Annotated in this window: 20 protein-coding genes; 14 read left to right on the top strand and 6 right to left on the bottom strand. The window is 35.2% G+C overall.

The features are described from left to right. Window positions 1-88: 88 nt before the first annotated feature. The gene (locus MR062_RS11495; RefSeq protein WP_242204367.1) at window positions 89-2080 is read right to left on the bottom strand and encodes a TonB-dependent receptor; all 1992 of its coding nucleotides are present in this window, start codon (window positions 2078-2080) and stop codon (window positions 89-91) included. A gap of 165 nt (window positions 2081-2245) precedes the next feature. Beyond that, entirely contained in the window at window positions 2246-2623 is a 378-nt protein-coding gene (locus MR062_RS11490; protein ID WP_242204365.1) for a hypothetical protein, read from the bottom strand. A gap of 249 nt (window positions 2624-2872) precedes the next feature. Between MR062_RS11490 and MR062_RS11485 the strand changes: the two genes are divergently transcribed. The 7 genes from MR062_RS11485 to MR062_RS11455 all read left to right on the top strand — a co-directional run bounded on the left by MR062_RS11485 (window position 2873) and on the right by MR062_RS11455 (window position 11720). Then, window positions 2873-4177 (top strand): TolC family protein, encoded by a 1305-nt coding sequence (locus MR062_RS11485; RefSeq protein ID WP_242204364.1) that lies wholly within the window; start codon window positions 2873-2875, stop codon window positions 4175-4177. Between the two features lie 60 nt (window positions 4178-4237). Continuing rightward, entirely contained in the window at window positions 4238-5314 is a 1077-nt protein-coding gene (locus MR062_RS11480) for an efflux RND transporter periplasmic adaptor subunit (protein WP_242204362.1), read from the top strand. Window positions 5315-5516: 202 nt separating this feature from the next. Continuing rightward, entirely contained in the window at window positions 5517-8711 is a 3195-nt protein-coding gene (locus MR062_RS11475; protein WP_242204360.1) for an efflux RND transporter permease subunit, read from the top strand. A gap of 9 nt (window positions 8712-8720) precedes the next feature. Continuing rightward, window positions 8721-9026: a hypothetical protein gene (locus MR062_RS11470; protein ID WP_242204358.1), complete on the top strand. Its 306-nt coding sequence runs from the start codon at window positions 8721-8723 to the stop codon at window positions 9024-9026. A gap of 19 nt (window positions 9027-9045) precedes the next feature. Further along, window positions 9046-9231: a YgaP family membrane protein gene (locus tag MR062_RS11465; protein ID WP_242204357.1), complete on the top strand. Its 186-nt coding sequence runs from the start codon at window positions 9046-9048 to the stop codon at window positions 9229-9231. Between the two features lie 175 nt (window positions 9232-9406). After that, entirely contained in the window at window positions 9407-10972 is a 1566-nt protein-coding gene (locus MR062_RS11460) for a hypothetical protein (protein ID WP_242204355.1), read from the top strand. A gap of 121 nt (window positions 10973-11093) precedes the next feature. Next, complete coding sequence (locus MR062_RS11455) at window positions 11094-11720, top strand: helix-turn-helix domain-containing protein (protein ID WP_242204353.1); 627 nt, start codon at window positions 11094-11096, stop codon at window positions 11718-11720. A gap of 77 nt (window positions 11721-11797) precedes the next feature. Here MR062_RS11455 and glyA read toward each other — a convergent pair whose 3' ends face one another. Beyond that, complete coding sequence (gene glyA / locus MR062_RS11450; protein ID WP_242204352.1) at window positions 11798-13069, bottom strand: serine hydroxymethyltransferase; 1272 nt, start codon at window positions 13067-13069, stop codon at window positions 11798-11800. A 193-nt stretch (window positions 13070-13262) separates the two neighbouring features. Between glyA and fahA the strand changes: the two genes are divergently transcribed. From fahA to MR062_RS11435, 3 genes are all read left to right on the top strand, one after another. Beyond that, complete coding sequence (gene fahA / locus MR062_RS11445; RefSeq protein WP_242204349.1) at window positions 13263-14546, top strand: fumarylacetoacetase; 1284 nt, start codon at window positions 13263-13265, stop codon at window positions 14544-14546. Between the two features lie 101 nt (window positions 14547-14647). Further along, a complete protein-coding gene (locus MR062_RS11440) occupies window positions 14648-15835 on the top strand; it encodes a hypothetical protein (RefSeq protein ID WP_242204347.1) in 1188 nt (395 codons plus the stop codon). Between the two features lie 53 nt (window positions 15836-15888). Continuing rightward, on the top strand, window positions 15889-16944 hold the full coding sequence (locus MR062_RS11435; protein WP_242204344.1) for a glycosyltransferase family 9 protein: 1056 nt from the start codon (window positions 15889-15891) through the stop codon (window positions 16942-16944). A 1-nt stretch (window position 16945) separates the two neighbouring features. Here MR062_RS11435 and MR062_RS11430 read toward each other — a convergent pair whose 3' ends face one another. Then, entirely contained in the window at window positions 16946-17983 is a 1038-nt protein-coding gene (locus MR062_RS11430; RefSeq protein ID WP_242204343.1) for a beta-1,6-galactofuranosyltransferase, read from the bottom strand. A 57-nt stretch (window positions 17984-18040) separates the two neighbouring features. Here MR062_RS11430 and glf point away from each other — a divergent pair, with 57 nt between their 5' ends. Then, window positions 18041-19147 (top strand): UDP-galactopyranose mutase, encoded by a 1107-nt coding sequence (gene glf, locus MR062_RS11425; RefSeq protein ID WP_242204341.1) that lies wholly within the window; start codon window positions 18041-18043, stop codon window positions 19145-19147. 174 nt (window positions 19148-19321) lie between these two features. Further along, window positions 19322-20050, top strand: coding sequence for a glycosyltransferase family 2 protein (locus MR062_RS11420; RefSeq protein WP_242204339.1), 729 nt, complete (start codon window positions 19322-19324; stop codon window positions 20048-20050). 3 nt (window positions 20051-20053) lie between these two features. Here the strand turns inward: MR062_RS11420 and MR062_RS11415 are convergent, their stop codons facing one another. Both MR062_RS11415 and MR062_RS11410 read right to left on the bottom strand, forming a co-directional pair. Next, complete coding sequence (locus MR062_RS11415; protein ID WP_242204338.1) at window positions 20054-20821, bottom strand: Kdo domain containing protein; 768 nt, start codon at window positions 20819-20821, stop codon at window positions 20054-20056. Between the two features lie 51 nt (window positions 20822-20872). Continuing rightward, on the bottom strand, window positions 20873-21634 hold the full coding sequence (locus tag MR062_RS11410) for a DUF5672 family protein (RefSeq protein ID WP_242204337.1): 762 nt from the start codon (window positions 21632-21634) through the stop codon (window positions 20873-20875). A 73-nt stretch (window positions 21635-21707) separates the two neighbouring features. Between MR062_RS11410 and MR062_RS11405 the strand changes: the two genes are divergently transcribed. Further along, complete coding sequence (locus MR062_RS11405) at window positions 21708-22268, top strand: L-threonylcarbamoyladenylate synthase (RefSeq protein ID WP_242204336.1); 561 nt, start codon at window positions 21708-21710, stop codon at window positions 22266-22268. 29 nt (window positions 22269-22297) lie between these two features. Further along, window positions 22298-22672, top strand: a complete 375-nt coding sequence (locus MR062_RS11400; protein WP_242204335.1) for a GxxExxY protein — start codon at window positions 22298-22300, stop codon at window positions 22670-22672. The last annotated feature ends 16 nt before the right edge of the window (window positions 22673-22688 follow it).

Here is a 22688-nt window from a genome sequence, read left to right as displayed (position 1 = left end):
AATTCGGTTTGACCGCTTTCCTTATTATGAGGCTAAAAAAAAGGAACGCGCAGAGCGTTCCTTTCTTAGTTAATCGCAGAACTACAGCTTAAAACATATACTGTAAGAAAGCTGAAAAATTACGACCAGGCTCGGTAATAGGTATCCTTCCAAAATTGGTTTGATTGGTAAACGAAAAGTTTAAGTGGTTGTGATACGCTTCATCGAATGCATTAATAACAGCAACACCTAAAGTAATCCCTTTTATTGGCTTAACGCCCAACCTTACATCTATAGTTTGATAACCATTTGTTTCGGTCTCTCCAAAACTCTTGGAGATGTTTTTTTGCTTAGACACTAAATTATACTGTACATTGGCCCAAAGTTTCTCTTTTTTAAAGCCTAAAATCAGTTTAGAATTAAATGGTGGCGTTAAAGGTAAAGACTCTTTTAAATCGTTATTCTTGGCATAGACGTAAGCGCATTCAGCTTTAAGATAATAATCCTTTAAAACATTAACTTGCATGGTAGCTTCCAGACCGGTTTTATAAGCGTCGTCCAAGTTTTGGAACACTTTTGTATGTCTAGGTTCTGCCATGGGCATATACTTTCGGTTTAAACTTTCGTCAACAATACCAACGATATAATCTTCGAAAAACGCATAATAAAACGATGCAGAATATTTAAAATTATGAGTGATGTCCTTGCCTTTAAACCCTATTTCGAATTGGTTGTTAACCTCAGCCTTTAAATTGGGATTTCCCATATACTCATAGGGGTCCTGCCCTACCGTAAAATGGTTAATAAACCGTTCCACCATATTGGCTGAACGTACCCCCCGGCCATAAGCCGCTTCAAGCGTAAACAGTTCCGAAACCAATGTTTTAACCGATATCGTACCGCTTATATTATGTTCTGTACGTTTGCCTAAGTCATACATCGCTTCAAAATCGGCTTCGGGATCTTTTATATTGGAAGTTACTTGATCATAACGCACACCAGCAGTCATTACTGTATTGGGCTTTATACTATACTTAGCCTCTGTAAAGACTCCTAAATCGGTAATGTATGAATCCTGCCAAACCTTATCATTAAAAGTCATTGGCATCGGTACTGGCATACCGTTCATCATTTTAACCAAACGGGTCCTGCCACCGTCTCTAGCGATATGCAAGGCATCGACACCCGAAAATACATTTAGCTTTTTTAAAGGTGTCCAGTTAAGCTCCATTTTACCTCCAGTGGTTGTGGCTTCAATTGCCGATGTGGCCTCCATCATCATAAATATAGGTCTATAGATATTTGTCATAAAATGATCCACAAAACTGTAATAGGCTTTGGCAGTAAAAGCCTTACCTATATTACCTATATCATTCCATTTATAATCCAATGCTATAATACTGGTATTGTCATATTCTGAATCCATTGGCAAAGCCGCATGAAATATATCACGCCCAAAAGATTGTCGCCAATGGGCTTGCAGACGTTGGTTATCGGTGAAGTTAAGGCCTAGTTTCACGCCATAATCCGTACTTCGGAATGACGACGGAATTTCAATATCGTTACCATCTTTATAATTGCCAAAATCCCTATAGCCTGCATTGGCTATAACATCATATTTAGGTTGAATGTACTGCAACTGAATCATATTGACAAGCGAATTGCCATTGCTTTCGTAACCTACCGAGGCTTTACCATGAAAACCACTAGCTTCATAATCCGGTTTTTGACTTACCATGTTAATAACGCCTCCAAAAGTAGCGCCATAACGCACAGTATAGGGGCCTTTTATAATTTCTATTTTGGTGATTTCTTCAGGTATAATATGGGTGGTAATTGGATCCATGCGGTTGGGACAGGCATGCATTGCTTTTGTCCCGCCATCGTATTGTATGTTTAACTGTTCCGATTGAGCCGCCCTAAACGAAGGGTCTATAGCGTAATTGCCTCGCTTTATCGAAGAAAAGCCGTTGATATTGTTAAACAAATCAGCCACATTTTTAGGCTGTACAACTGCTTCTTCATATTTATTGGAAGTTACCGTGAGCGTAGGATCCGATTTTAAGTTTCCCGTTACAATAACTTCGTTTAGTTTAACCATTTTGTGTTTAGTTGTGTCTTGAGGTGTCGTGTTTCTATTTTGACCATAAGACATCGCTGAAATTAGCACGCACAAATACGCACTATAACATGTTTTCATCTATAGTAATATTATAATTTAACTTAATAGGGTTTAGGTAAAAGTATACCTCGCTAAGATTATAAATTACGCTTGTGGGGGATGGAAACAATCTTCAAGATTGTTATAAGAATACAAATTTTTATAAGCAAAGATGGATTTGCTTTTCACTGCTTCATCAAAATTTATCACAAATTCTGAAGTTGCAAGGTAGTATAAAAGCAGTTCTTTAAAATCTATAATGGACTCTGGTGTTTTTTGGTCTTTGTCTTGCGATTTGGACACTTTCATTAAATGGCATTTTCCATTACAGGCCATCTCTGGCTTGTCCTTGTTCTCACACAAGGCTTCAATAAACCCCATTGGATCAATTTTATAGTATGCATAAGTAATGGACACCCTTAAACTATTACATAGAATAAGTGCGCTTAATCCCATCATCACTATAAAAAGTCCTTTTTTCACGGGGCAAAAATAGGCTATAATATCAATTTAAAAAGTGATGTTTGTCACATTATTAAAATATTTTTTAGGTAACTAAAATGGGGGTTTTGTTTCTGAAATTTATCATGATTTCAAAATTAAGAACTTGTTTTAACAACTACAGATTGCCTTAAATCCTCTAAAATGTAAGACACGCTTCTTCATTGGGTAACATTTGTTACCAAACACTCTAACCGCTAGAACTACTTTTGCTACGTAAAATTTAAAATAATGACTCTTAGAACACACATCATCATATTTTTTATTGGCACTTTGGCATTACATGCCCAAGAGGTTAAACCTATTAGTAAAGCAGAAGTGCTTCATACGGTTTCTGAAAACAATACGGCTATTAAAATCTCCATAGAAGAATTTAAACAAGCCCGTGCCGATTACAGGCAGACCAATGCTGTTTTCTTACCGAACATTACGGCTAGCCATACAGGTATTGCTACAACCAATCCATTAATGGCCTTTGGTTCAAAACTCAATCAAGAAATTGTAACACAAGCCGATTTCAATCCTGCATCATTGAACGATCCATCACAGATACAAAATTTTGCTACCAAGTTAGAGATACAACAACCATTAATAAATATAGACGGTATCTACCAACGCAAAGCCGCGAGGTCTAAAATGGAAGCCATGTGGCTTAAAATAGAGCGTCAACAAGACTATATGGCTTTTGAAGTCGACAACGCCTACATGCAATTGCAATTGGCCTATAAAGCGGTGGATGTATTGGAGCAAGCTTTAGAAGCCGCAAAAGCAAATAAGGACTTAGCTGATAACAGTTTTAAACAAGGTTATTTACAGCACGCCGATGTGTTAAATGTTGAAGTACGGCTAATTGAAGTTAAAAACCAATTGCAAATAGCCAAAAGCAATGTGCAAAATGCCTCTAACTATCTATCGTTTTTAATGAATGATGACTCCTTTGTGACTTATAGACCAACAGACCATTTAAACATCGATACCTCATTAACTGAAAGCAAAACCATTTCGGAAAACCGTAGCGACATTAAAGCCATGCAATTGGCTACCGATGCCTACAAGGCAATGCACAAGGCCGATAACATGGCATTCTTACCACGCTTAAATGCATTTGGCAGTTATGAAATGTACGACCATACTATTTTCCAAGCCAATGCTAATGGCTATCTGTTTGGTGCCAAATTGAGTTGGGATTTATTCCAAGGCTCCAAACGTTTGGGGAAAGCCCAAAAAAGTAAAGCTGAATTTGAAAAATCGAAATTGGAATACAACCAATACCTATCACAGAGCAAACTGGAATTCAACAAGACCAAACGCATGCTTTTTGATGCAGAAAATAAGCTCACCTTATCGGAATTGGCTTTAAAACAATCGGAAGAAGCCTTAAGAATAAGGACCAACCGCTTTAAAGAAGGTTTGGAAAAAACATCGGACCTATTAATGGCCGAAACACAATATGCCCAAAAGCAATTAGAATATTACCAAACCATTTTTGAATACAATTACACACAAGCCTACCTGAAATTTTTAACTAAAGAATAACCTGTCGACCCATTAATCGACATTCACATAAAAACACTTAAAACAATTAAAAATAAACGTATGAAAATAACATATAGCATCTTAACCCTTTCCATAAGCTTAGTTTTAGCCAGCTGTGGTAGTAAAGACCAAAAGTCAGCAAATGATGGTTTGCAAACCATTCCGGTTACCATAAACCAGGTTGCCTCTAATGACCATAGCCCCTTTTTAGTGGTAAGTGGTAAGGTTCTGGCGAAAAACAGTGCCAATCTAAGCACTAGAACGATGGGATTTGTAAACAGTGTTCCTGTTAATATTGGTGATAAAGTACAAAAAGGACAGTTATTGGTGGCCATTAACAATGCCGATTTACAAGCCAAACAGGCACAAGTTAACGCTAGCATTATTGAAGCTACGGCAGCCTTTAACAATGCCGAAAAAGACTATTACCGTTTTAAAAACCTGTTTGCAGAAAACAGTGCCTCACAAAAAGAGCTCGATGATATAACTGCTCATTTTGAAATGGCCAAAGCACGCTTGGAAGCCGCTAAGCAAATGAAAAACGAAATCAACGCCCAATTTGACTACACCAATATAAAAGCGCCATTTAGTGGGGTGGTAACCCATAAAACGGTTAAAAAAGGCGATATGGCCAACCCTGGACAACCTTTAATTTCTATTGAAGCTCCTGGAGAATTTGAAGTAATGGCCCTGGTTCCAGAAACCGAAATTTCTCAAATTACTAAAGGCACTCAAGTAGACGTTTCCATAAAGTCCATTAATGCGACCATTACGGGAAAAGTTACAGAAGTAAGTACTTCGGCCAGTCAAACTGGTGGACAATATTTGGTTAAAATTGATATCGATGAAACCAAGGCCAACTTGTTGTCTGGCATGTTTACAGCGGTAAGGTTTCCTATAGAAAAAAAGGAACAAAACCAGATGGTATTAGTTCCCACTGAAGCTATAGTAACCCAAGGCCAGTTATCGGGTATTTATACCGTAAGCCAAAACAATACAGCCATTTTACGTTGGTTACGTTTAGGCCGAACTTTTGGCAATGACGTTGAAGTATTGTCCGGCTTAAATACCAGTGAAGCCTATATCGTTTCGGCGGAAGGAAAATTGTACAACGGCGTTAAAGTTAGTATTCAGTAAACCATTAAAAAATGCGTTAAGGATAGCAGTGGTATCCCCTGACAAAGCTTTGCTTTCGTCAGGGATATAACAGATAGCCTGTTAAAACGCCCAAAAATAAAGATACAAAATGAAACATCCATGGCTAAAAATTATACCCCTTACCGGAATGATAATTTGGATGTTACATGTAACATTAAAAAACAACAAATAATATTAATACATGAAAGAAGGTATAGCTGGAAAAATAGCCAAAGTCTTTATGAATTCAAAGCTAACGGTACTCTTAATGATTGTTTTTATGGTCATTGGGGTGTACAGTTCGTTTTTAATTCCGCGTGAGGAAGAACCTCAAATTGATGTGCCTATGGCCGATATCTTTGTGGGGTACCCCGGAGCAAGTCCAACCGAAGTGGAATCGCGTGTTATAAAGCCTTTGGAACAATTGATTTCGAATATTAAGGGCGTTGAATATGTGTATTCTACAGCCATGAAGGAACAGGGCATGGTAATCGTGCAGTTTTACGTAGGCGAAGATATAGAGCGCTCTTTCGTTAAACTATATAACGAGATTAACAAGCATATGGACCAAATGCCTGAAGGCGTTACGTTTCCATTAATTAAAACCCGTGCTATTGATGATGTACCTATATTGGGCCTCACACTTTGGAGCGAAACATACGATGATTACCAATTGGGACTACTGGCCCAAGAACTGGAGACTGAAATTAAAAAAGTAAATAACGTTTCCACAACGCACAAAATTGGTGGTAGGGAGCGTCAAATTCGAGTGGTCTTAGACAAGGATAAAATGGCCTCTGCAGGGTTGGATTTTTTATCGGTTTCTGAAATGATAAAAGCCAACAATACCCAATTAAATTCGGGGACTTTCGATAAAAATGATACTGAGTTTATTGTAAATACAGGCAAATTCTTAGAAACACTTACCGATGTAGAAAACTTGGTGGTTGGCACACAACAGAACCAGCCCATTTATTTAAAACAAGTCGCCCAGGTTATTGATGGCCCAGAGGTTCCACAAAACTATGTGAGTTTAGGGTTTGGACAAGCCAGTGATAAAGCCCCTCAATACCAATCGGAATACCCTGCCGTAACCATTTCGGTAGCCAAACGAAAAGGGGCCGATGCCATGAAAATAGCCGATGTTATTATAGATAAAGTCGAGCACTTACGTAAAACCTTGATCCCCGATGATGTCCATGTAGAAACGACAAGAAACTATGGTGAGACGGCATCACATAAGGTATCGGAATTGTTATTGCACCTTATAGGGTCTATTATTGCTGTAACTTTTGTAGTTATGCTAGCTATGGGCTGGCGCGGTGGCTTGGTTGTATTTCTATCTGTCCCCATCACTTTTGCATTAACGCTCTTGAGCTATTACATGCTAGATTATACGCTCAACCGAATTACCTTATTTGCTTTAGTGTTTGTAACTGGTATTGTTGTGGACGATTCCATCATCATCGCAGAAAACATGCACAGGCACTTTAAAATGAAACGCCTACCCTTTAAACAAGCGGCGCTATATGCCATAAACGAAGTGGGGAATCCAACTATCTTGGCAACGTTTACCGTTATTGCTTCTGTTTTACCTATGGCTTTTGTGTCTGGATTAATGGGACCTTATATGGCTCCTATGCCCATTGGTGCTTCTATCGCCATGATATTATCACTCTTTGTCGCCTTGACCATTACCCCTTACCTGGGCTATATTTTCTTGCGTGAAAAAGACAAGAAAGGCGCTGAAGAGGAAGACAAAAAACCCTTGGAAGAAACTCGTTTGTTTAAATTATATGAAAAATTGGAGCGTCCCTTAATTGAAAGCCGTGCTAAACGCTGGTTATTCTTAGGCTCTACATTTGTTTTGTTATTAGGCTCTATGGTCCTATTTTTCACCAATTCGGTGGCTGTAAAAATGTTACCTTTCGATAACAAAAATGAGTTTCAAGTGGTTATCGATATGCCCGAGGGCACAACCCTTGAACGTACTGCCGTGGTTACCAAAGAAATTTCACAATATTTATCCACACGACCAGAAGTTGTTAACTATCAAAATTATGTTGGTACATCAGCTCCCATAACCTTTAACGGTTTGGTACGTCACTACGATTTACGGGGCGGAAGCAATATGGCCGATATCCAAGTTAATTTGATAGATAAAGGTGAACGCTCGGCCCAAAGTCATGATATCGCTAAACTTTTGCGTCCGAACATCCAAAGGATAGCTTCAAAATTCAATGCCAATGTAAAAATTGTTGAAGTGCCACCTGGACCTCCTGTACTGTCCACTATTGTAGCAGAAATTTATGGTCCGGATTATGACAAACAGATTGACATAGCCCATCAGGTTAAATCCATTTTAAACCAAACAGATGATGTTGTAGATATCGACTGGATGGTAGAAGCAGATCAAGTTGAATATCAGTTTACAATCGACAAAGAAAAAGCCATGCTATATGGCGTGGCTCCCAAACAAATAGCCTACACCATGAATATGGCCTTGGCTAACCGCCCCATTACCACGCTTTACGATGAAGATGCCGTGAACCAAATTGGTTTGGTTTTAGCATTGGATGAAAAGGAAAAATCGACCATTACAGATATTTCACAATTAAAAGTAAAATCGCAACAAGGTGGCTTAGTCCCTATTGCAGATTTAGTAGACATTGCAGAAACCACAAGTGCAAAAAGCATTTACAGAAAAAATCAAAAACGTGTGGTATACGTCATGGCCGATATGGCTGGCAAACTAGAAAGCCCTGCTTATGCTATTTTAGGCATGGAAGAAAAGTTAAAAAACATCCCGTTACCACAAGGTTTTACGATTAATGAAATGTATTTGGGGCAACCCGATTACGAAGATAACTTTACCGTAAAATGGGATGGTGAATGGCAAATTACCTTAGAAGTATTTAGGGATTTAGGCATAGCCTTTTTAGGTGCCATCATTCTAATCTACATATTAATTGTTGGTTGGTTCCAAAACTTTAAAGCACCTGTGGTGATGATGGTAGCCATACCATTATCATTAATAGGTATCATTCTAGGTCACTGGTTAATGGGCGCCTTTTTTACGGCAACATCTTTTATTGGTATGATAGCCTTAGCCGGTATCATGGTAAGGAATTCGGTATTGCTTATAGACTTTATCAATCTACGGTTGGATGAAGGCATTCCATTAAAGCAAGCAGCCATAGAAGCAGGAGCAGTACGTACAACCCCTATTTTATTAACTGCAGGAACCGTTGTAATTGGTGCCTTTGTAATCCTTTTTGACCCGATATTCCAAGGTTTGGCCATTTCACTAATGGGTGGCACCATTGTATCTACCGTATTGACCTTATTGGTAGTGCCGTTGGTATATTATATGATTGAACGTAAAAAATATAAATAGATAACAACCATGAAATTAGTACTAGTCACCGCTGTAGAAGCATTTAGAAAAGACGTTATTAAACTCTTTAAAAATGCCAACATAGAATCCTTTAGCGAATCTGAAATAGATGGCTATAAAACACCAAATGCAGTAATGGTATCGTCAAACTGGTTTGGAGGGGAACGCACAGGAAATGAGTCTGTCCTATTTTTTTCATTTACGGATGGAGTTCAAATAGACCGTCTTTTCGAATTAATTAAAGCATTTAATAATGCATTAGAAACTAACAACCCCATTAGGGCCATTGTAGTTCCAATAGAAAAATCAATATAAACTTTAAATATTCAAAATCATGTTAAACAGGTATATCAGAGCCATAGCAGGCACATTTGTTATTATAAGCGTACTATTAGCCATGTTTGTAAATCAAAATTGGTTATGGTTTACACTATTTGTAGGAGCCAATTTATTGCAATCGTCTATTACAAAATGGTGTTTAATGGAAACTATTTTGCTGAAGCTAGGCGTTAAAAAATAGAATTTTACGTTAATAGCTCTTAAAGAGGTTGTTTGATTCTTCAAATGGCCTTTTTTCATTTCTATAAAATAAAACTACTAACTCGAAAGCGACTCTTATACACAAATATCTTCTCTTAAATACTAAATTCTAATCACAAAAGTTATATTTTTAGCCTATAATAAATGCTATTTAAATGAAAAAATACTGCTACGTTATATTCACCATAATATTTTTAACCCTTTGGAGTTCCTGTAGAAAAGATTTTGAATTCTCGCCCAGTAAAGGCAATCTTGGATTTTCTAAAGACACTGTTTACCTAGACACGGTATTTACAAACATTGGTTCGAGTACATACAATTTAAAGGTATATAACAGAAGTGATGAAGATATTTTCATTCCAACGTTAAGACTAGGCTTGGGGGAATCTTCTGCATACCGTTTGAGTGTTGATGGTATTACCGGCAAAACCTTTGAAAACGTAGAAATATTAGCCAAGGACAGTCTATATATTTTTGTTGAAACGACCATAGATATTAACAATTTACCAAACCTTGACGGCTCCTATTTATATACCGACCAAATTGAATTCGATTCGGGTTCCAATCAGCAAAAAGTGGAATTGGTTACCCTAGTAAAAGACGCAATTTTCATCTATCCCAATAGGGATAACACTACCAAAGTTATTGAAACCTTAACGTTAAATATTGGAGGGGAAACCATTGAAACAGAACTTCAAGGACGTGAGTTACTCCCCGAAGAGCTTACCTTTACCAACGCAAAGCCTTATGTTGTTTATGGCTTTGCTACTGTACCCGAAGGCGAAACCTTAACTGTTGAAGCTGGGGCCCGCGTGCATTTTCATGATAATTCGGGCATAATTGTATCCAACAATGCATCGTTGCATATTAACGGCAGCTATAGTACAGACCAAGACCTCTTGGAAAATGAAGTCATTTTTGAAGGCGATCGCCTGGAACCGGAGTTCTCTGATGTTCCAGGTCAATGGGGCACCATTTGGTTGGTTGATGGCAGTGTAAATAATATCATCAATTACGCGACAATTAAAAATGCACTCGTTGGTATTTTAAGCGACGGCAACCCAAATGAAGCCAATAATAAGCTTTCCATTACCAATTCCCAAATCTATAACTCTGGAAGCTTTGGTATTTTAGGACGAAATACATCCATTGAAGCCGAAAATATGGTGATTAACAATGCAGGGCAATCGGCTTTTGCCGGAACATTTGGCGGCAAATATAATTTTACACATAGCACCATAGCTAATTATTGGAACAATGGTTTTAGGAGTTACCCTTCTGTACTATTGAGTAATTTTATTGTAGACGAAGATAATAACCCAATAATTACAGATTTAACCGAAGCCAATTTTAACAATTGCATTATTTACGGTAATGATAACCCCGAAATATTGCTTGATGAGATTGAAGATGATGCCGTAAATTTCAATTTTAAATTCACCAATTGTTTGATTCGTTTTAAAGACGACAACAACAACTTTACAGGGCCTAATTATGATCTTTTGGATACCAACCATTATGAAGGCAATATCTTTAATGAAGACCCGCACTTTAAAGACCCTAGCAACAACCAATTGATTATTGGAGAAGAGTCGGCTGGAATAGGTAAAGGTTTGGCTGCTTTTGCCACACAAGTACCTTTTGATATTTTAAATGTCGACCGAACCAGTTCACCAGATTTAGGGGCTTATCAGCATATCACTTTTCCTAAAGCAAATTAATGCTCTGTAACGTCCTTAAAATCTAATAAAAATCAATGAATGCCGTGTAATTGACGTAAGAAAACCGTTATAAAATTAATCTTCTTTAATTATTTTAGACACCAAACAAAATACTATCAATATGTCCGACATAGGAAATAAAATTAAAGAGGCCAGAAAAAGAAAAGGAATATCACAAGATCAACTAGCAGAATTGACTAATATCAATTTAAGAACAATTCAACGCATTGAAAACAATGAAAGCACTCCTAGGGAAAAAACCTTAAATTTAATATGTTCTGTATTAGATTTAAATATAGCTCAGCTTCTGGATTCTGAAAAGCAAATTGAGAAAAAGCAACTTGTAATACCCGCAATACTGACTTTATTAATATTTTCTAGTTCTTTACTAAAATGGTTTTCTTTTAGAGCTACAACTGGTAATAAAACTGTAATAGGAAAGATTCTAAATACAACTGGATGGGACGGGAGTCTTTCAGTTCGAAATATTGTAATTTATAATTGGCTAGTTAGTATTTGTGCTATTTCCATTGGAGCCATCTTAATATTAACTATCCTAAACATTATAAAAAAAGATATTCTATTTATTACAGGACAATTATTAGTCATCTTAATATATATCATTTTTTATATTCTTGTTAGTATAAATCATAGCAGTCTGCAATTACAATATGGCTTGTTCCTTACTATAGCTGCAACTGTAGGGCTGAGTGTTTTATATTTCAGAATGGAAAAACATATCGCTTAAATATTACACTAATACTTAATAAAAACAAAAATCCTGCAATTATGCAGGATTTTCTATTTTGAATATTTTGAAAGCTGTTAAGCAAACAATGGCTTATCTTTCATCATATCGTTTACTTTCTCTCTTACCGCCTCTAAAACAGCTTCATCTTCATGGTTTGTTACAACCTCGTCAATTAAATCAGCAATAACGCTCATATCACTTTCTTTAAGTCCGCGTGTGGTTACTGCAGCAACACCTAATCGAATTCCAGAAGTTACAAATGGTGACTTATCATCGAAAGGCACCATGTTTTTATTTACGGTGATATCGGCTTTTACCAATGCTTCTTCGGCTTCTTTACCAGAAATGTCTTTATTACGTAAATCGATCAACATACAGTGGTTATCTGTGCCTCCCGAAATAATATTATAATCTTTAGCAACTAAAGCTTGTGCTAAAGCTGCTGCATTGTGCTTTACCTGTAATTGGTATTCCAAGAAGTCGTCACTTAAGGCCTCACCAAAAGCGATGGCCTTAGCAGCTATAATATGCTCTAATGGCCCTCCTTGGTTTCCAGGAAATACTGCGGAATCCAATAACGAAGACATTTTTCTCAACTTTCCGCTTTTTAAGGTAATACCAAATGGGTTTTCAAAATCCTCGCCCATCATAATCAGACCTCCTCTTGGCCCTCTTAATGTTTTATGCGTAGTTGTTGTTACTATATGACAGTGTGGGATAGGATCATTTAAAATACCCTTGGCTATCAATCCTGCTGGATGTGAAATATCGGCCATTAAAATAGCACCTACACTATCGGCGATTTCTCTAAAACGCTTAAAATCGATATCACGGGAATAAGCTGAAGCACCGGCTATAATCAATTTAGGTTGCTCCTTGGTCGCTATCTCTTGTATTTTATCGTAATTCAACACACCTGTTTCCTGCTCTACACCATAAAATACAGGGTTGTACAATTTACCAGAAAAGTTAACGGGCGACCCATGGGTAAGGTGTCCACCATGCGATAAATCGAATCCTAAAATCTTATCCCCTGGTTTTAAACAAGCTGCAAAAACAGCTGTATTGGCCTGGCTTCCAGAGTGCGGTTGTACATTTACATAAGCAGCTCCAAACAGTGCCTTTGCCCTATCTATAGCTATTTGCTCTACTTCATCAACCACTTCACAACCACCATAATAACGTTTACCTGGATAGCCTTCGGCGTATTTATTGGTTAATACCGATCCTGCAGCTTCCATTACTTGGTCGCTCACAAAATTCTCTGATGCAATAAGTTCTATGCCATGAAGTTGGCGTTCTTTTTCAGCTTGGATAAGTTCAAATATTTGTTCGTCGCGTTGCATAAAATTTGATTCTAGTTAAATATTCGGCAAAAATAACAAATAGATTAGTTAAATACATCAAAAAACATATATTTACCCTTAAGTTTTAAACCATTTTATTAACTATTGCATTAAACCTTAATTTTAGCCGTTTTTTTTAAAAAAATTATGTAGGTTTGATTAGAATTTTACAAATACAAAACACTAAATAAATATGCCTATATCAGCAAATAATCCAGATAGAACCTCATGGTTACATGTCGATAAAAATTCAGATTTCCCCATTCAAAACATTCCTTTTGGTGTATTCCTAACACGCGATGACATTATAACCATAGGAACCCGTATAGGAGATACTGCTATCGATTTGGGAGCTTTGCACCAATTAGGCTATTTTGATGGCATTCCTTTGACTGATGATATTTTTCTTCAGGACACCCTAAACGATTTTATTGCCGATGGCAGAAAAACATGGCGAGCGGTTAGAAACCGTATCGCTCAAATTTTTGATGCCGAAAACAACACGTTAAAAAACAATAAACAGCATAAGGAAATTGTATTGTTTAGACTCGATGAAATTGAAATGCAATTGCCTGTGCACATTGGTGATTACACCGATTTTTACTCCAGTATAGAACACGCCACAAATGTAGGCACCATGTTTAGGGATCCAGACAATGCCTTACTGCCAAACTGGTTACATATCCCTGTGGGATATCATGGTAGGAGTTCTTCAATAATTCCTTCTGGAATTCCGGTACATAGGCCACAAGGTCAAACCTTGCCAAATGGTGCTACCGAACCAGTTTTTGGCCCTAGTAAATTAGTGGATTTTGAATTGGAGATGGCGTTTATAACGACAGATGCCAACGATTTAGGTGAACCAATTCCCGTTGAAGAAGCTGAAGAATACATCTTCGGATTGGTATTATTCAACGACTGGAGCGCTCGTGATATTCAAAAATGGGAGTATGTGCCCCTTGGTCCTTTCTTAGCCAAAAATTTTGCGTCTTCCATTTCGCCTTGGATAGTAACCTTAGACGCATTGGAACCCTTTAGAGTTGAAGGGCCTAAACCCATCAAACCACAATTGGATTACTTGAAATATAAAGGCAAGAAAAGTTTCGACATTAATTTAGAAGTCGCCATACAACCCAAAGGCGCTAAAGAACAAACCGTTAGTAAATCTAACTTTAAATACATGTACTGGAATATGGCACAGCAATTGGCACACCATACGGTTAATGGTTGTCCTGTAAACTCTGGTGACATGATGGGTAGTGGTACCATTTCAGGGCCTACTCCAGATTCATATGGCTCTATGCTAGAACTTACCTGGAAAGGTGAAAAGCCCCTAAAAATGAAAGACGGTACCGATCGTAAATTTATTAACGATCATGATACTGTAATTATGAGGGGCTATTGTGAAAAAGACGGTACTCGTATAGGCTTTGGAGAAGTATCAACAAAATTACTTCCCGTTTTTAATAAAAAGTAAACAACTGATTTCCAGTGACATAAACCAAATTTAGTATTTTTTCCTATTTTTGGCATTACTATTGGAATATCTATTCCTATGTAAACCAAAATCCTTAACCTATGCAAAAAATTTTACTTCTCACTTTGTTGGTCTCCCTTTTTGCTTGCAGTACACGTAAGCAAGTCGAAAAGGCGGTTAGTTATGGTAATTATGACGAAGCTATTGCTACCTCAATAAAAAAGCTAAGTACAAGCAAAAATTCTAAAAGAAAGCAAGACTATATCATCGCTCTTCAAGACGCCTATACTAAAGCTACCCAACGTGATTTAAGTACCATAGACCATCTAACTAAAGACAACAACCCTGAAATATACAGGGCTATTTACGAACTTTATTTAGACCTCCATTCCAGACAGGAACTTATAAAACCGCTTTTGCCGCTCTCCGTAAATGGCAAAACCGTATCGTTTAAGTTCAATAACTATAGCAATGATATTATAGCGTATAAAGAAAAAACTTCCGATTATCTATATGAAAAAGGCATTAAACTTCTTGACCAAGAAGACAAAGCTGTTATTCGGGAAGCATACAATACCTTACAATATGTTGAAGACATTAACCCCAACTACGAAAATACAAGGGAATTATTGCTAGAAGCCCATGAACGTGGAACGGCATATATAATCGTGACCATAAACAATGATACACAACAAATTATTCCACAACGGTTAGAAGATGATTTGCTAAGTTTCGATACCTATGGCATTAACAATTTCTGGAGTGTTTATCATGCCCAGCAAGCCGATGACATCAATTATGACTATGCTATGGAACTTAACCTTAAGCGCATCAATATATCTCCTGAACAAATTACCGAGCGTATCTTAGAAAGAGAAAAAGAAATTGTTGATGGGTGGACCTATAAACTGGATGCTAAAGGCAATGTTTTAAAAGACAGTTTGGGCAATGATATTAAAGTGGACAAAATAATAAACGTTAAGTGCCGCTTAAAAGAAGTCAAACAATTTAAATCCTCACAGGTTATAGCCGATGTCGTTCATATTGATTTAAAGACCAAACAAATATTAGATTCTCATACCATAGATAGTGGTTTTGTTTTTGAATATTTTTATGCCTCTGCCCGTGGTGATTTACGTGCGCTCAATAAAGAAGACAAAAAACTATTGGAAAATAGGCGTATCCCTTTTCCCAGTAACGAGCAAATGGTTTATGACACAGGCATGGATTTAAAAATGAAACTTAAAAAACATATCTTAGCTTTAAATCGTAGTTTTTTTAATTATTAAAATGAGCATAGACCTATACTCAAAGAGCTCATCCGTTATTAGGTAATAAACTTGTGAAAATTTTAATTATACAGCAAAAAATGATTGGTGATGTGCTTACAAGCAGCATTTTGTTTGAAGCCATTAAATCACAATATCCTCAATACGAGCTTCATTACCTAATAAACTCCCATACTTATCCTGTGGTACAGCATAACCCTTATATTGATAAGTTTATTTTTTACACCCCCGAAATTGAACAAAGTAAAGTAGCTTTATTAAAGTTTGCCCATACATTACGAAAAGAAAAATATAACGTACTTATTGATGTTTATTCAAAATTATCAAGTAATCTCATTACCCTTTTTTCTGGAGCCGGCACCAAGATATCTAAATATAAACCCTACACCTCTTTACTGTACCATCATGCCATTAAATATGATAAAAGCTCCAATCCCAAACAAGGATTAGCAATTATAAATAGGCTACAATTATTGATGCCCCTAAATATTTCAACCGAAATAAATTACAGTCCAAAAATTTACTTAACACAAACTGAAAAAGAGCAAACAAAAGCGTTTTTGGAATCGCATCAAATCAATATTGATAAACCGCTAATTATGATAAGTATTTTGGGAAGTGGTTTACTTAAAACCTACCCTTTTGAGTATATGGCGAAAGTTTTAGATTTTATTGTAGAAAACAAAAAGCAGGTTCAAATTTTATTTAATTATATTCCTAGGCAAATCGATGAAGCCAAAACCATATACAATTTATGTGAACACAGTACACAAAAAGCCATTCACTTTGATGTATATGGAAAAAACTTACGGGAATTTTTAACCATTACATCTTTTTGTAACATGCTTATAGGTAATGAAGGTGGTGCCGTTAATATGGCCAAAGCATTAAAAATACCAACCTTTGCTATATTTTCTCCATGGATAGACAAAGCAACATGGAACCTTTTCGAAAACAAAAGCAATATGGGTGTTCACTTAAAAGATTTTAAACCGGAACTATATACTGAACCTGAAAAAAAATACAAGAAGAATGCTTCAAAATATTACCAAGAACTTACGCCTGAATTATTCTATCAAGATCTTAAAACCTTTTTAAGCAACAACTAAATCATAAAACTTCTAAAGCTTTCCTTACTGCTGTTTCTACAAACCACCCTTTCTTCACTTTTTCCTGTACTTTTAAAACATTACTTTTCATCTCCCTATACTCTGATTCAGATAAATCTTTTAAAATAGAATTTAAGTCTTTTAAGTCTGATACTACAATACCTAATTTGTTTACCAAAACAAATTGTGCAATAGCTGCTTTATCCCAAACAATAATTGGCAAACCACATAGTAAGTACAATGATGTTTTGTGTGGATTGTTATACTTTAAATACTCTCCTAAACTCCCACTACATGAAACTGTTGACACGCCATCCCATACCAAACCAAAATCTGCTTCTATTTTATAGGCAATTTGATCTGAAGGAAAAGCCCCTTGATAAAAAATAACCGATTGTTCCTCCTTTACTTTTCGCTTATTGGGGTTAAAACCAACACCATATAACTTTAATTTAAATTTACTATTATCCAAACAGTCTAAATCAAACAAATAAGAATTCTTACCATTACCAAAACCTCCAGCATAAGCAATTTCATATTTATCTTTAATGAAAACTTCTTGGTTTTGAAGTGGTTTGTTTTTAGCTACATAATCAAAAACTCCTAAAACGACAATAGGTATATTTGTGCCCTGTTCTAAAAACCAAGTCTTCATAGATTCATTATGTACTACAATAACATTAGAACTTATAATTTTAGACAGCTCCTTTTCAACATCTTTAACTCTTCCTTTTAAAACTCTAACATCATGTACAATGGTAATTATTTTACACCCCTTCAACTTTGAAAAAAATGTAATGTACCTTCTAAATTTATTATTGGGATATTGGGTGCAGATAATCGACTTAAAAGGCAACCTTATTAAGGCCTTTGTAATTCCAAAAAAATTCTTACCTGTTCCTATTGCAGAACTAGGAATAGATGACTGTTCAAAACCTAAATTCTTAAACCCTATATTATTTAAAGAAAATTCACAATCTGTTTTTGCTTTACCAGCTGCGTTAAACAAAGATTTGTAATTTCTAGAGATATAATACATTTGTTTGAAATTTTATGATGTTTTAAAATAGTATAGCTTTGCAAAAAAATAAAATGTATGCAAAAATATGATTTTTTAATTGTTGGCGCTGGTTTATTTGGTTGTGTATTTGCACATGAAGCTAATAAACTGGGTAAAAAATGTTTGATTATCGACAAAAGAGATCATACTGGAGGCAATGTCTATTGCGAAAACGTAGATGGTATTAATGTTCATAAATATGGCGCCCATATATTTCACACCAATGATAAAGCTATTTGGGATTATGTTAACCAATTTGCAACATTTAATAATTATGTAAATTCGCCTGTTGCAATATCTAAAGGGAAACTATATAATTTACCCTTTAATATGAATACATTTTATCAATTATGGGGAACTCAATCGCCTGAAGAGGCCAAAACCATTATCAATAAGCAAATTGAAAAATTTGGTGTTAAAACTCCAAAAAATTTAGAAGAACAGGCACTTTCTCTTATTGGCAAAGACGTTTATGAAGTTTTAATAAAAGAATACACCGAAAAACAATGGGGTACAAAACCTACAAGTTTGCCACCTTTTATTATAAAACGTCTACCTGTAAGATATACGTTTAATAACAATTACTTTAATGACAAATACCAAGGGATTCCTATTGGAGGGTACAATAAAATTATTAAAGGGCTTACAGAAGGCATTGAAGTAAAAACCAATATAGATTTTTTCGAGCAACGTAAAGAATTAGAATCTATTGCAAAAAAAATAGTTTATACTGGTAAGATAGATGAGTTTTTCGATTATAAATTTGGCAATTTGGAATATCGCTCTTTGCGTTTTGAAAATATACGGTTAGAAAAAGAAAACCATCAAGGTAACGCCGTTATTAATTATAATGATACAGACGTCCCTTATACCAGAATTATAGAACATAAACATTTTGAATTCGGAACCCAACCAAACACTATAATAACGAAAGAATATCCCGAAAAGTGGACTCCAGAAAAAGAAGCTTATTACCCCATTAACAATAATGAAAATCAAAAAAAATATGAACTCTATAAAAAGCGCTCCCAAACAGAAACAAATGTAATTTTTGGAGGTCGATTAGCGGAATATAAATATTATGATATGCATCAAATAATTGCTTCAGCATTACAAAAAGTAAAGAAAGAATTAAAAAAATAATAAGTCTTAGTTATATCTCTACCAGGTTTAATTTATTTTATAAAAAACAACTATTTTTACCCAACGTATGTTTACCTTATAGATAATTTTATTTATAATATAGGCCTACCTATTACTTAGCAGACCTTCTAAATCGATTTAAGTTTGAGTACTCCAAAAAAAATTTCTGCACTAATGATTACCTTTAATGAAGTAAACCATATAGATGCTGCTATTGAAACCATAAATTTTGCTGATGAAATCATAGTTGTTGATTCGTTTAGTAATGATGGTACCTACGAAAAGTTAAAATCATATAAAAATGTAAAAACGATACAACGGAAATTTGTCAATTTTACAGACCAAAGAAACTATATATTAAAGCAGGCCAAATATGAATGGGTTCTTTTTATTGATGCCGATGAACGTATTCCTGAAGCTTTAAAAAAAGAAATTATTGAATATGTTAATACGCCACATGAGATAGTAGGTTTTATGTTCAGGCGCCTCTTTTACTTTAAACAGAAGCGAATTCGGTTTAGTGGCTTTCAATCAGATACAACCTACAGATTATTTAAAAAGGATTGCGTAAAGTATATTGAAGACAAGATTGTTCACGAAATGCCCATATTAAATGGAGAAAGCAAAGTGCTTAAAAACAAAATGTTACATTATTGCTTTGATAGTGCTTTACACTACAAGTCCAAAATGGAACATTATGCCAAATTAAAAGCACTTGAACTACACAAGAAGGGAAAGAAAGCCTATACGTTTCATTTTTTGTTTAGGCCCCTTTACAAATTTATAATGAATTATTTTTTTAGGCTTGGGTTTTTAGACGGAAAAGAAGGGCTAACAATATGCTATTTAAGTGCTTATGGTGTGTATTTCAGATACCAAGAATTAAAGAAATTATCAAATTAAAAACTAGTTAGACTTCCAAAATTTTAATTGTTTTTTAAGGCGTTTCTTCCTATGGAACCTGTATTGAAAATCTTCAGTCTCTTTCCACATAAGATCAACTATGGCATTATAATCTTCACCCGTGCATTTAGCATATTCATCACTCATCACCTCTACCATGGATTTGTGAATGGTTAACCTAGAAAAATTCTTAATACGGGTTTCAAAATCTAATGCGCCAAATGTCATTCGATTTAAGTCTACCAGATAAAAATCATAACTATTGCCATTCTTTTTTATTAGGGTATTACCTGGTGAATGGTCTAAAAACAGTACGCCTTTTTCGTGTAGTTTATGGGTAAATCTAGTAAATGCCCTAAGAATGGTCTCATGATCTGGAAAACTTAAATCGGTAGTTAGTTCTCTATAAGTAAGATCGTAGTCCTGATGTTCACTTATATAGTAGCTCTTCCCAAATAAAAAAGGAGACGCAAATTCATAATAAGCTATGGGTTGTGGTGTTCCTATAGTTAATTCTTGCAATTTGTTGGCGTATTCAAAAGAACGCTGTGCTTTGCTTTTCCTAAAAAAATTATAGGCTATTCTGTTTATAATATTTGGAACCTTAAAAGATTTAACATTTATAGTTATTCCTTCCAGTTCAAATAATTTTAAAGCATTCCTATCTTGATTTCCAAAGGGAATGCCTTGAGTTGAAAAGTTTTTAATAATAGCATTTAAAAACTTTTCATTAACAATAAAACGCTTATGTATTTCTTTTTTACTAATCATCTACATTCTGTCATAGTTCATTCGAAGCTTAATTATAAACATGAAAGTGTATTAATTGATTTTTGTTTCCCAAAATTCTTTCACCTTAGGCTTTTCAAAGCCATGGCAACCAAAAGGAAGCATATTATTATTAAGTTCAAAACCTATTTCAGGTTTCCTGTCCACAGCAAAAGCTACCGCTTCTTGATAATTTGGGATTGTAAATTCATCAATTAATGTTGGAACTTTAATCGACCAAAATACATCTTCCATAATCCAAAAATCATCCTTTTTCCTTTTAAGATTTTCCCTTATTTCCTCTTTTAGTTCTTGGGTAACTTCTAAACAACTGCTTATACGCCTTAAAGAAAACCCCCCATTACCAACTTTAAAGAATATTATATTACGCTCCTTTTTTTTCTTTGAATGAAATAGTTTAAAAAATCTATTCAACAATGTATTTCTAGATGCTAACCACGGAGCTCCAATATAATCATACCCTTTCAAACACCACGTTTCTAATTCATCTTTAAAAACATAAGCATCCAATTGGTATATCAAAATATATTCACTGTCCACAAATCGGCTATAAAAATCTTCAGAAAGCATTAATGCATTATAACTAAAAACATCCTTAAAATAAAAGTCATCGAAAGTCTCAACACTTATAAGGCCATTAAAATCAATACTTGAAGAGTCCAGTGCTTTAGGCTGAACAAATACAATAGGATAATCCCCCAATACCTTAACACATTGGTTGAGTGATTTCCGTTCACCTTCGGTTAAATCAGTTTTATAAATTGGGATTACAACTTTTACTAAATTTTTCTCCATTTTCAATTGTAATTTGTTCAAGCTTCTGTATTTATACAGTAAATTTGCAAGGCTGCAAATATAAGGTAAAACTATGCAAAACGAAATTAAAAAAGCTTTAGCCGTACTTAAGGAAGGAGGGCTCATTCTCTACCCTACAGATACCGTTTGGGGTATTGGTTGTGATGCTTCGAATCCTGAAGCCATAAAAAAAGTTTACCAACTCAAACAACGCGAAGACAGTAAGGCTCTTATTTGTTTGGTTGCAGACGACAGAATGCTAAAAAAATATGTAAAGCAAATACCTAGCGCTGCTCTGGATATTATTGATATAGCTGATAAACCAACCACAATAATTTATGACAATGCCCAAAATTTAGCCAGCAATTTAATTGCAGATGATGGCAGTATTGCCATTAGGGTACCAGACGATGAGTTTTGTTATCAACTATCCAGGAAATTCAATGCTGCCATCGTTTCTACATCGGCCAATATTAGCGGTGAGCCTACCCCAAAATCGTTTAAAGAAATAAGTCCGGCTATTTTAAAAGGTGTAGACTATGTTGTAGATTTGCACCGTGAAAAAATGTGTACTAAACCTTCATCTATCATTAAACTAAGCAATAATGGTATTGTGAAGATCATAAGAAAATAAGCTTAGATTAGCCACGAATACACGAATAAATGTCTAAAATTATATACAAGGATGAGAGTTATGCTATAGTTGGGGCTCTGTTTGAAGTATATAATAACTTAGGGAGTGGGTTTTCTGAGATTGTTTACAAGGATGCTTTAGAATATGAATTGAACTTATTGAACATCCCTTTTACTAGAGAAAAGGAATATGCTGTAAGCTATAAAAACTCATTACTGAAGCATAAATTTTATGCTGATTTTGTGGTTTTTGACAAAATAATTCTTGAAATAAAATCTGTTGAAAACATTAATGATAAACATGTTGCACAATGTATAAATTATTTAAAAGTCTCAAATTGTAAACTAGCCATATTAGCTAATTTCCATAAAGACTTACTAGACCATAAAAGAATTGTTTTATAAAGTTAACTTCAAAATG

It is taken from the genome of Aestuariivivens insulae, from assembly GCF_022662195.1.
Taxonomy (GTDB): Bacteria; Bacteroidota; Bacteroidia; order Flavobacteriales; family Flavobacteriaceae; genus Aestuariivivens; species Aestuariivivens insulae.
This window is presented reverse-complemented; position numbering and strand designations above follow the sequence as displayed.

Bases quoted from the DNA above. Each gene is read 5' to 3' on its own strand.
- MR062_RS11495 (WP_242204367.1), bottom strand. From the start codon at position 2,080: ATGGTTAAACTAAACGAAGTTATTGTAACGGGAAACTTAAAATCGGAT.
- MR062_RS11485 (WP_242204364.1), top strand. From the start codon at position 2,873: ATGACTCTTAGAACACACATCATCATATTTTTTATTGGCACTTTGGCA.
- MR062_RS11480 (WP_242204362.1), top strand. From the start codon at position 4,238: ATGAAAATAACATATAGCATCTTAACCCTTTCCATAAGCTTAGTTTTA.
- MR062_RS11475 (WP_242204360.1), top strand. From the start codon at position 5,517: ATGAAAGAAGGTATAGCTGGAAAAATAGCCAAAGTCTTTATGAATTCA.
- MR062_RS11470 (WP_242204358.1), top strand. From the start codon at position 8,721: ATGAAATTAGTACTAGTCACCGCTGTAGAAGCATTTAGAAAAGACGTT.
- MR062_RS11465 (WP_242204357.1), top strand. From the start codon at position 9,046: ATGTTAAACAGGTATATCAGAGCCATAGCAGGCACATTTGTTATTATA.
- MR062_RS11460 (WP_242204355.1), top strand. From the start codon at position 9,407: ATGAAAAAATACTGCTACGTTATATTCACCATAATATTTTTAACCCTT.
- MR062_RS11455 (WP_242204353.1), top strand. From the start codon at position 11,094: ATGTCCGACATAGGAAATAAAATTAAAGAGGCCAGAAAAAGAAAAGGA.
- glyA (WP_242204352.1), bottom strand. From the start codon at position 13,069: ATGCAACGCGACGAACAAATATTTGAACTTATCCAAGCTGAAAAAGAA.
- fahA (WP_242204349.1), top strand. From the start codon at position 13,263: ATGCCTATATCAGCAAATAATCCAGATAGAACCTCATGGTTACATGTC.
- MR062_RS11440 (WP_242204347.1), top strand. From the start codon at position 14,648: ATGCAAAAAATTTTACTTCTCACTTTGTTGGTCTCCCTTTTTGCTTGC.
- MR062_RS11430 (WP_242204343.1), bottom strand. From the start codon at position 17,983: ATGTATTATATCTCTAGAAATTACAAATCTTTGTTTAACGCAGCTGGT.
- glf (WP_242204341.1), top strand. From the start codon at position 18,041: ATGCAAAAATATGATTTTTTAATTGTTGGCGCTGGTTTATTTGGTTGT.
- MR062_RS11420 (WP_242204339.1), top strand. From the start codon at position 19,322: ATGATTACCTTTAATGAAGTAAACCATATAGATGCTGCTATTGAAACC.
- MR062_RS11415 (WP_242204338.1), bottom strand. From the start codon at position 20,821: ATGATTAGTAAAAAAGAAATACATAAGCGTTTTATTGTTAATGAAAAG.
- MR062_RS11410 (WP_242204337.1), bottom strand. From the start codon at position 21,634: ATGGAGAAAAATTTAGTAAAAGTTGTAATCCCAATTTATAAAACTGAT.
- MR062_RS11405 (WP_242204336.1), top strand. From the start codon at position 21,708: ATGCAAAACGAAATTAAAAAAGCTTTAGCCGTACTTAAGGAAGGAGGG.
- MR062_RS11400 (WP_242204335.1), top strand. From the start codon at position 22,298: ATGTCTAAAATTATATACAAGGATGAGAGTTATGCTATAGTTGGGGCT.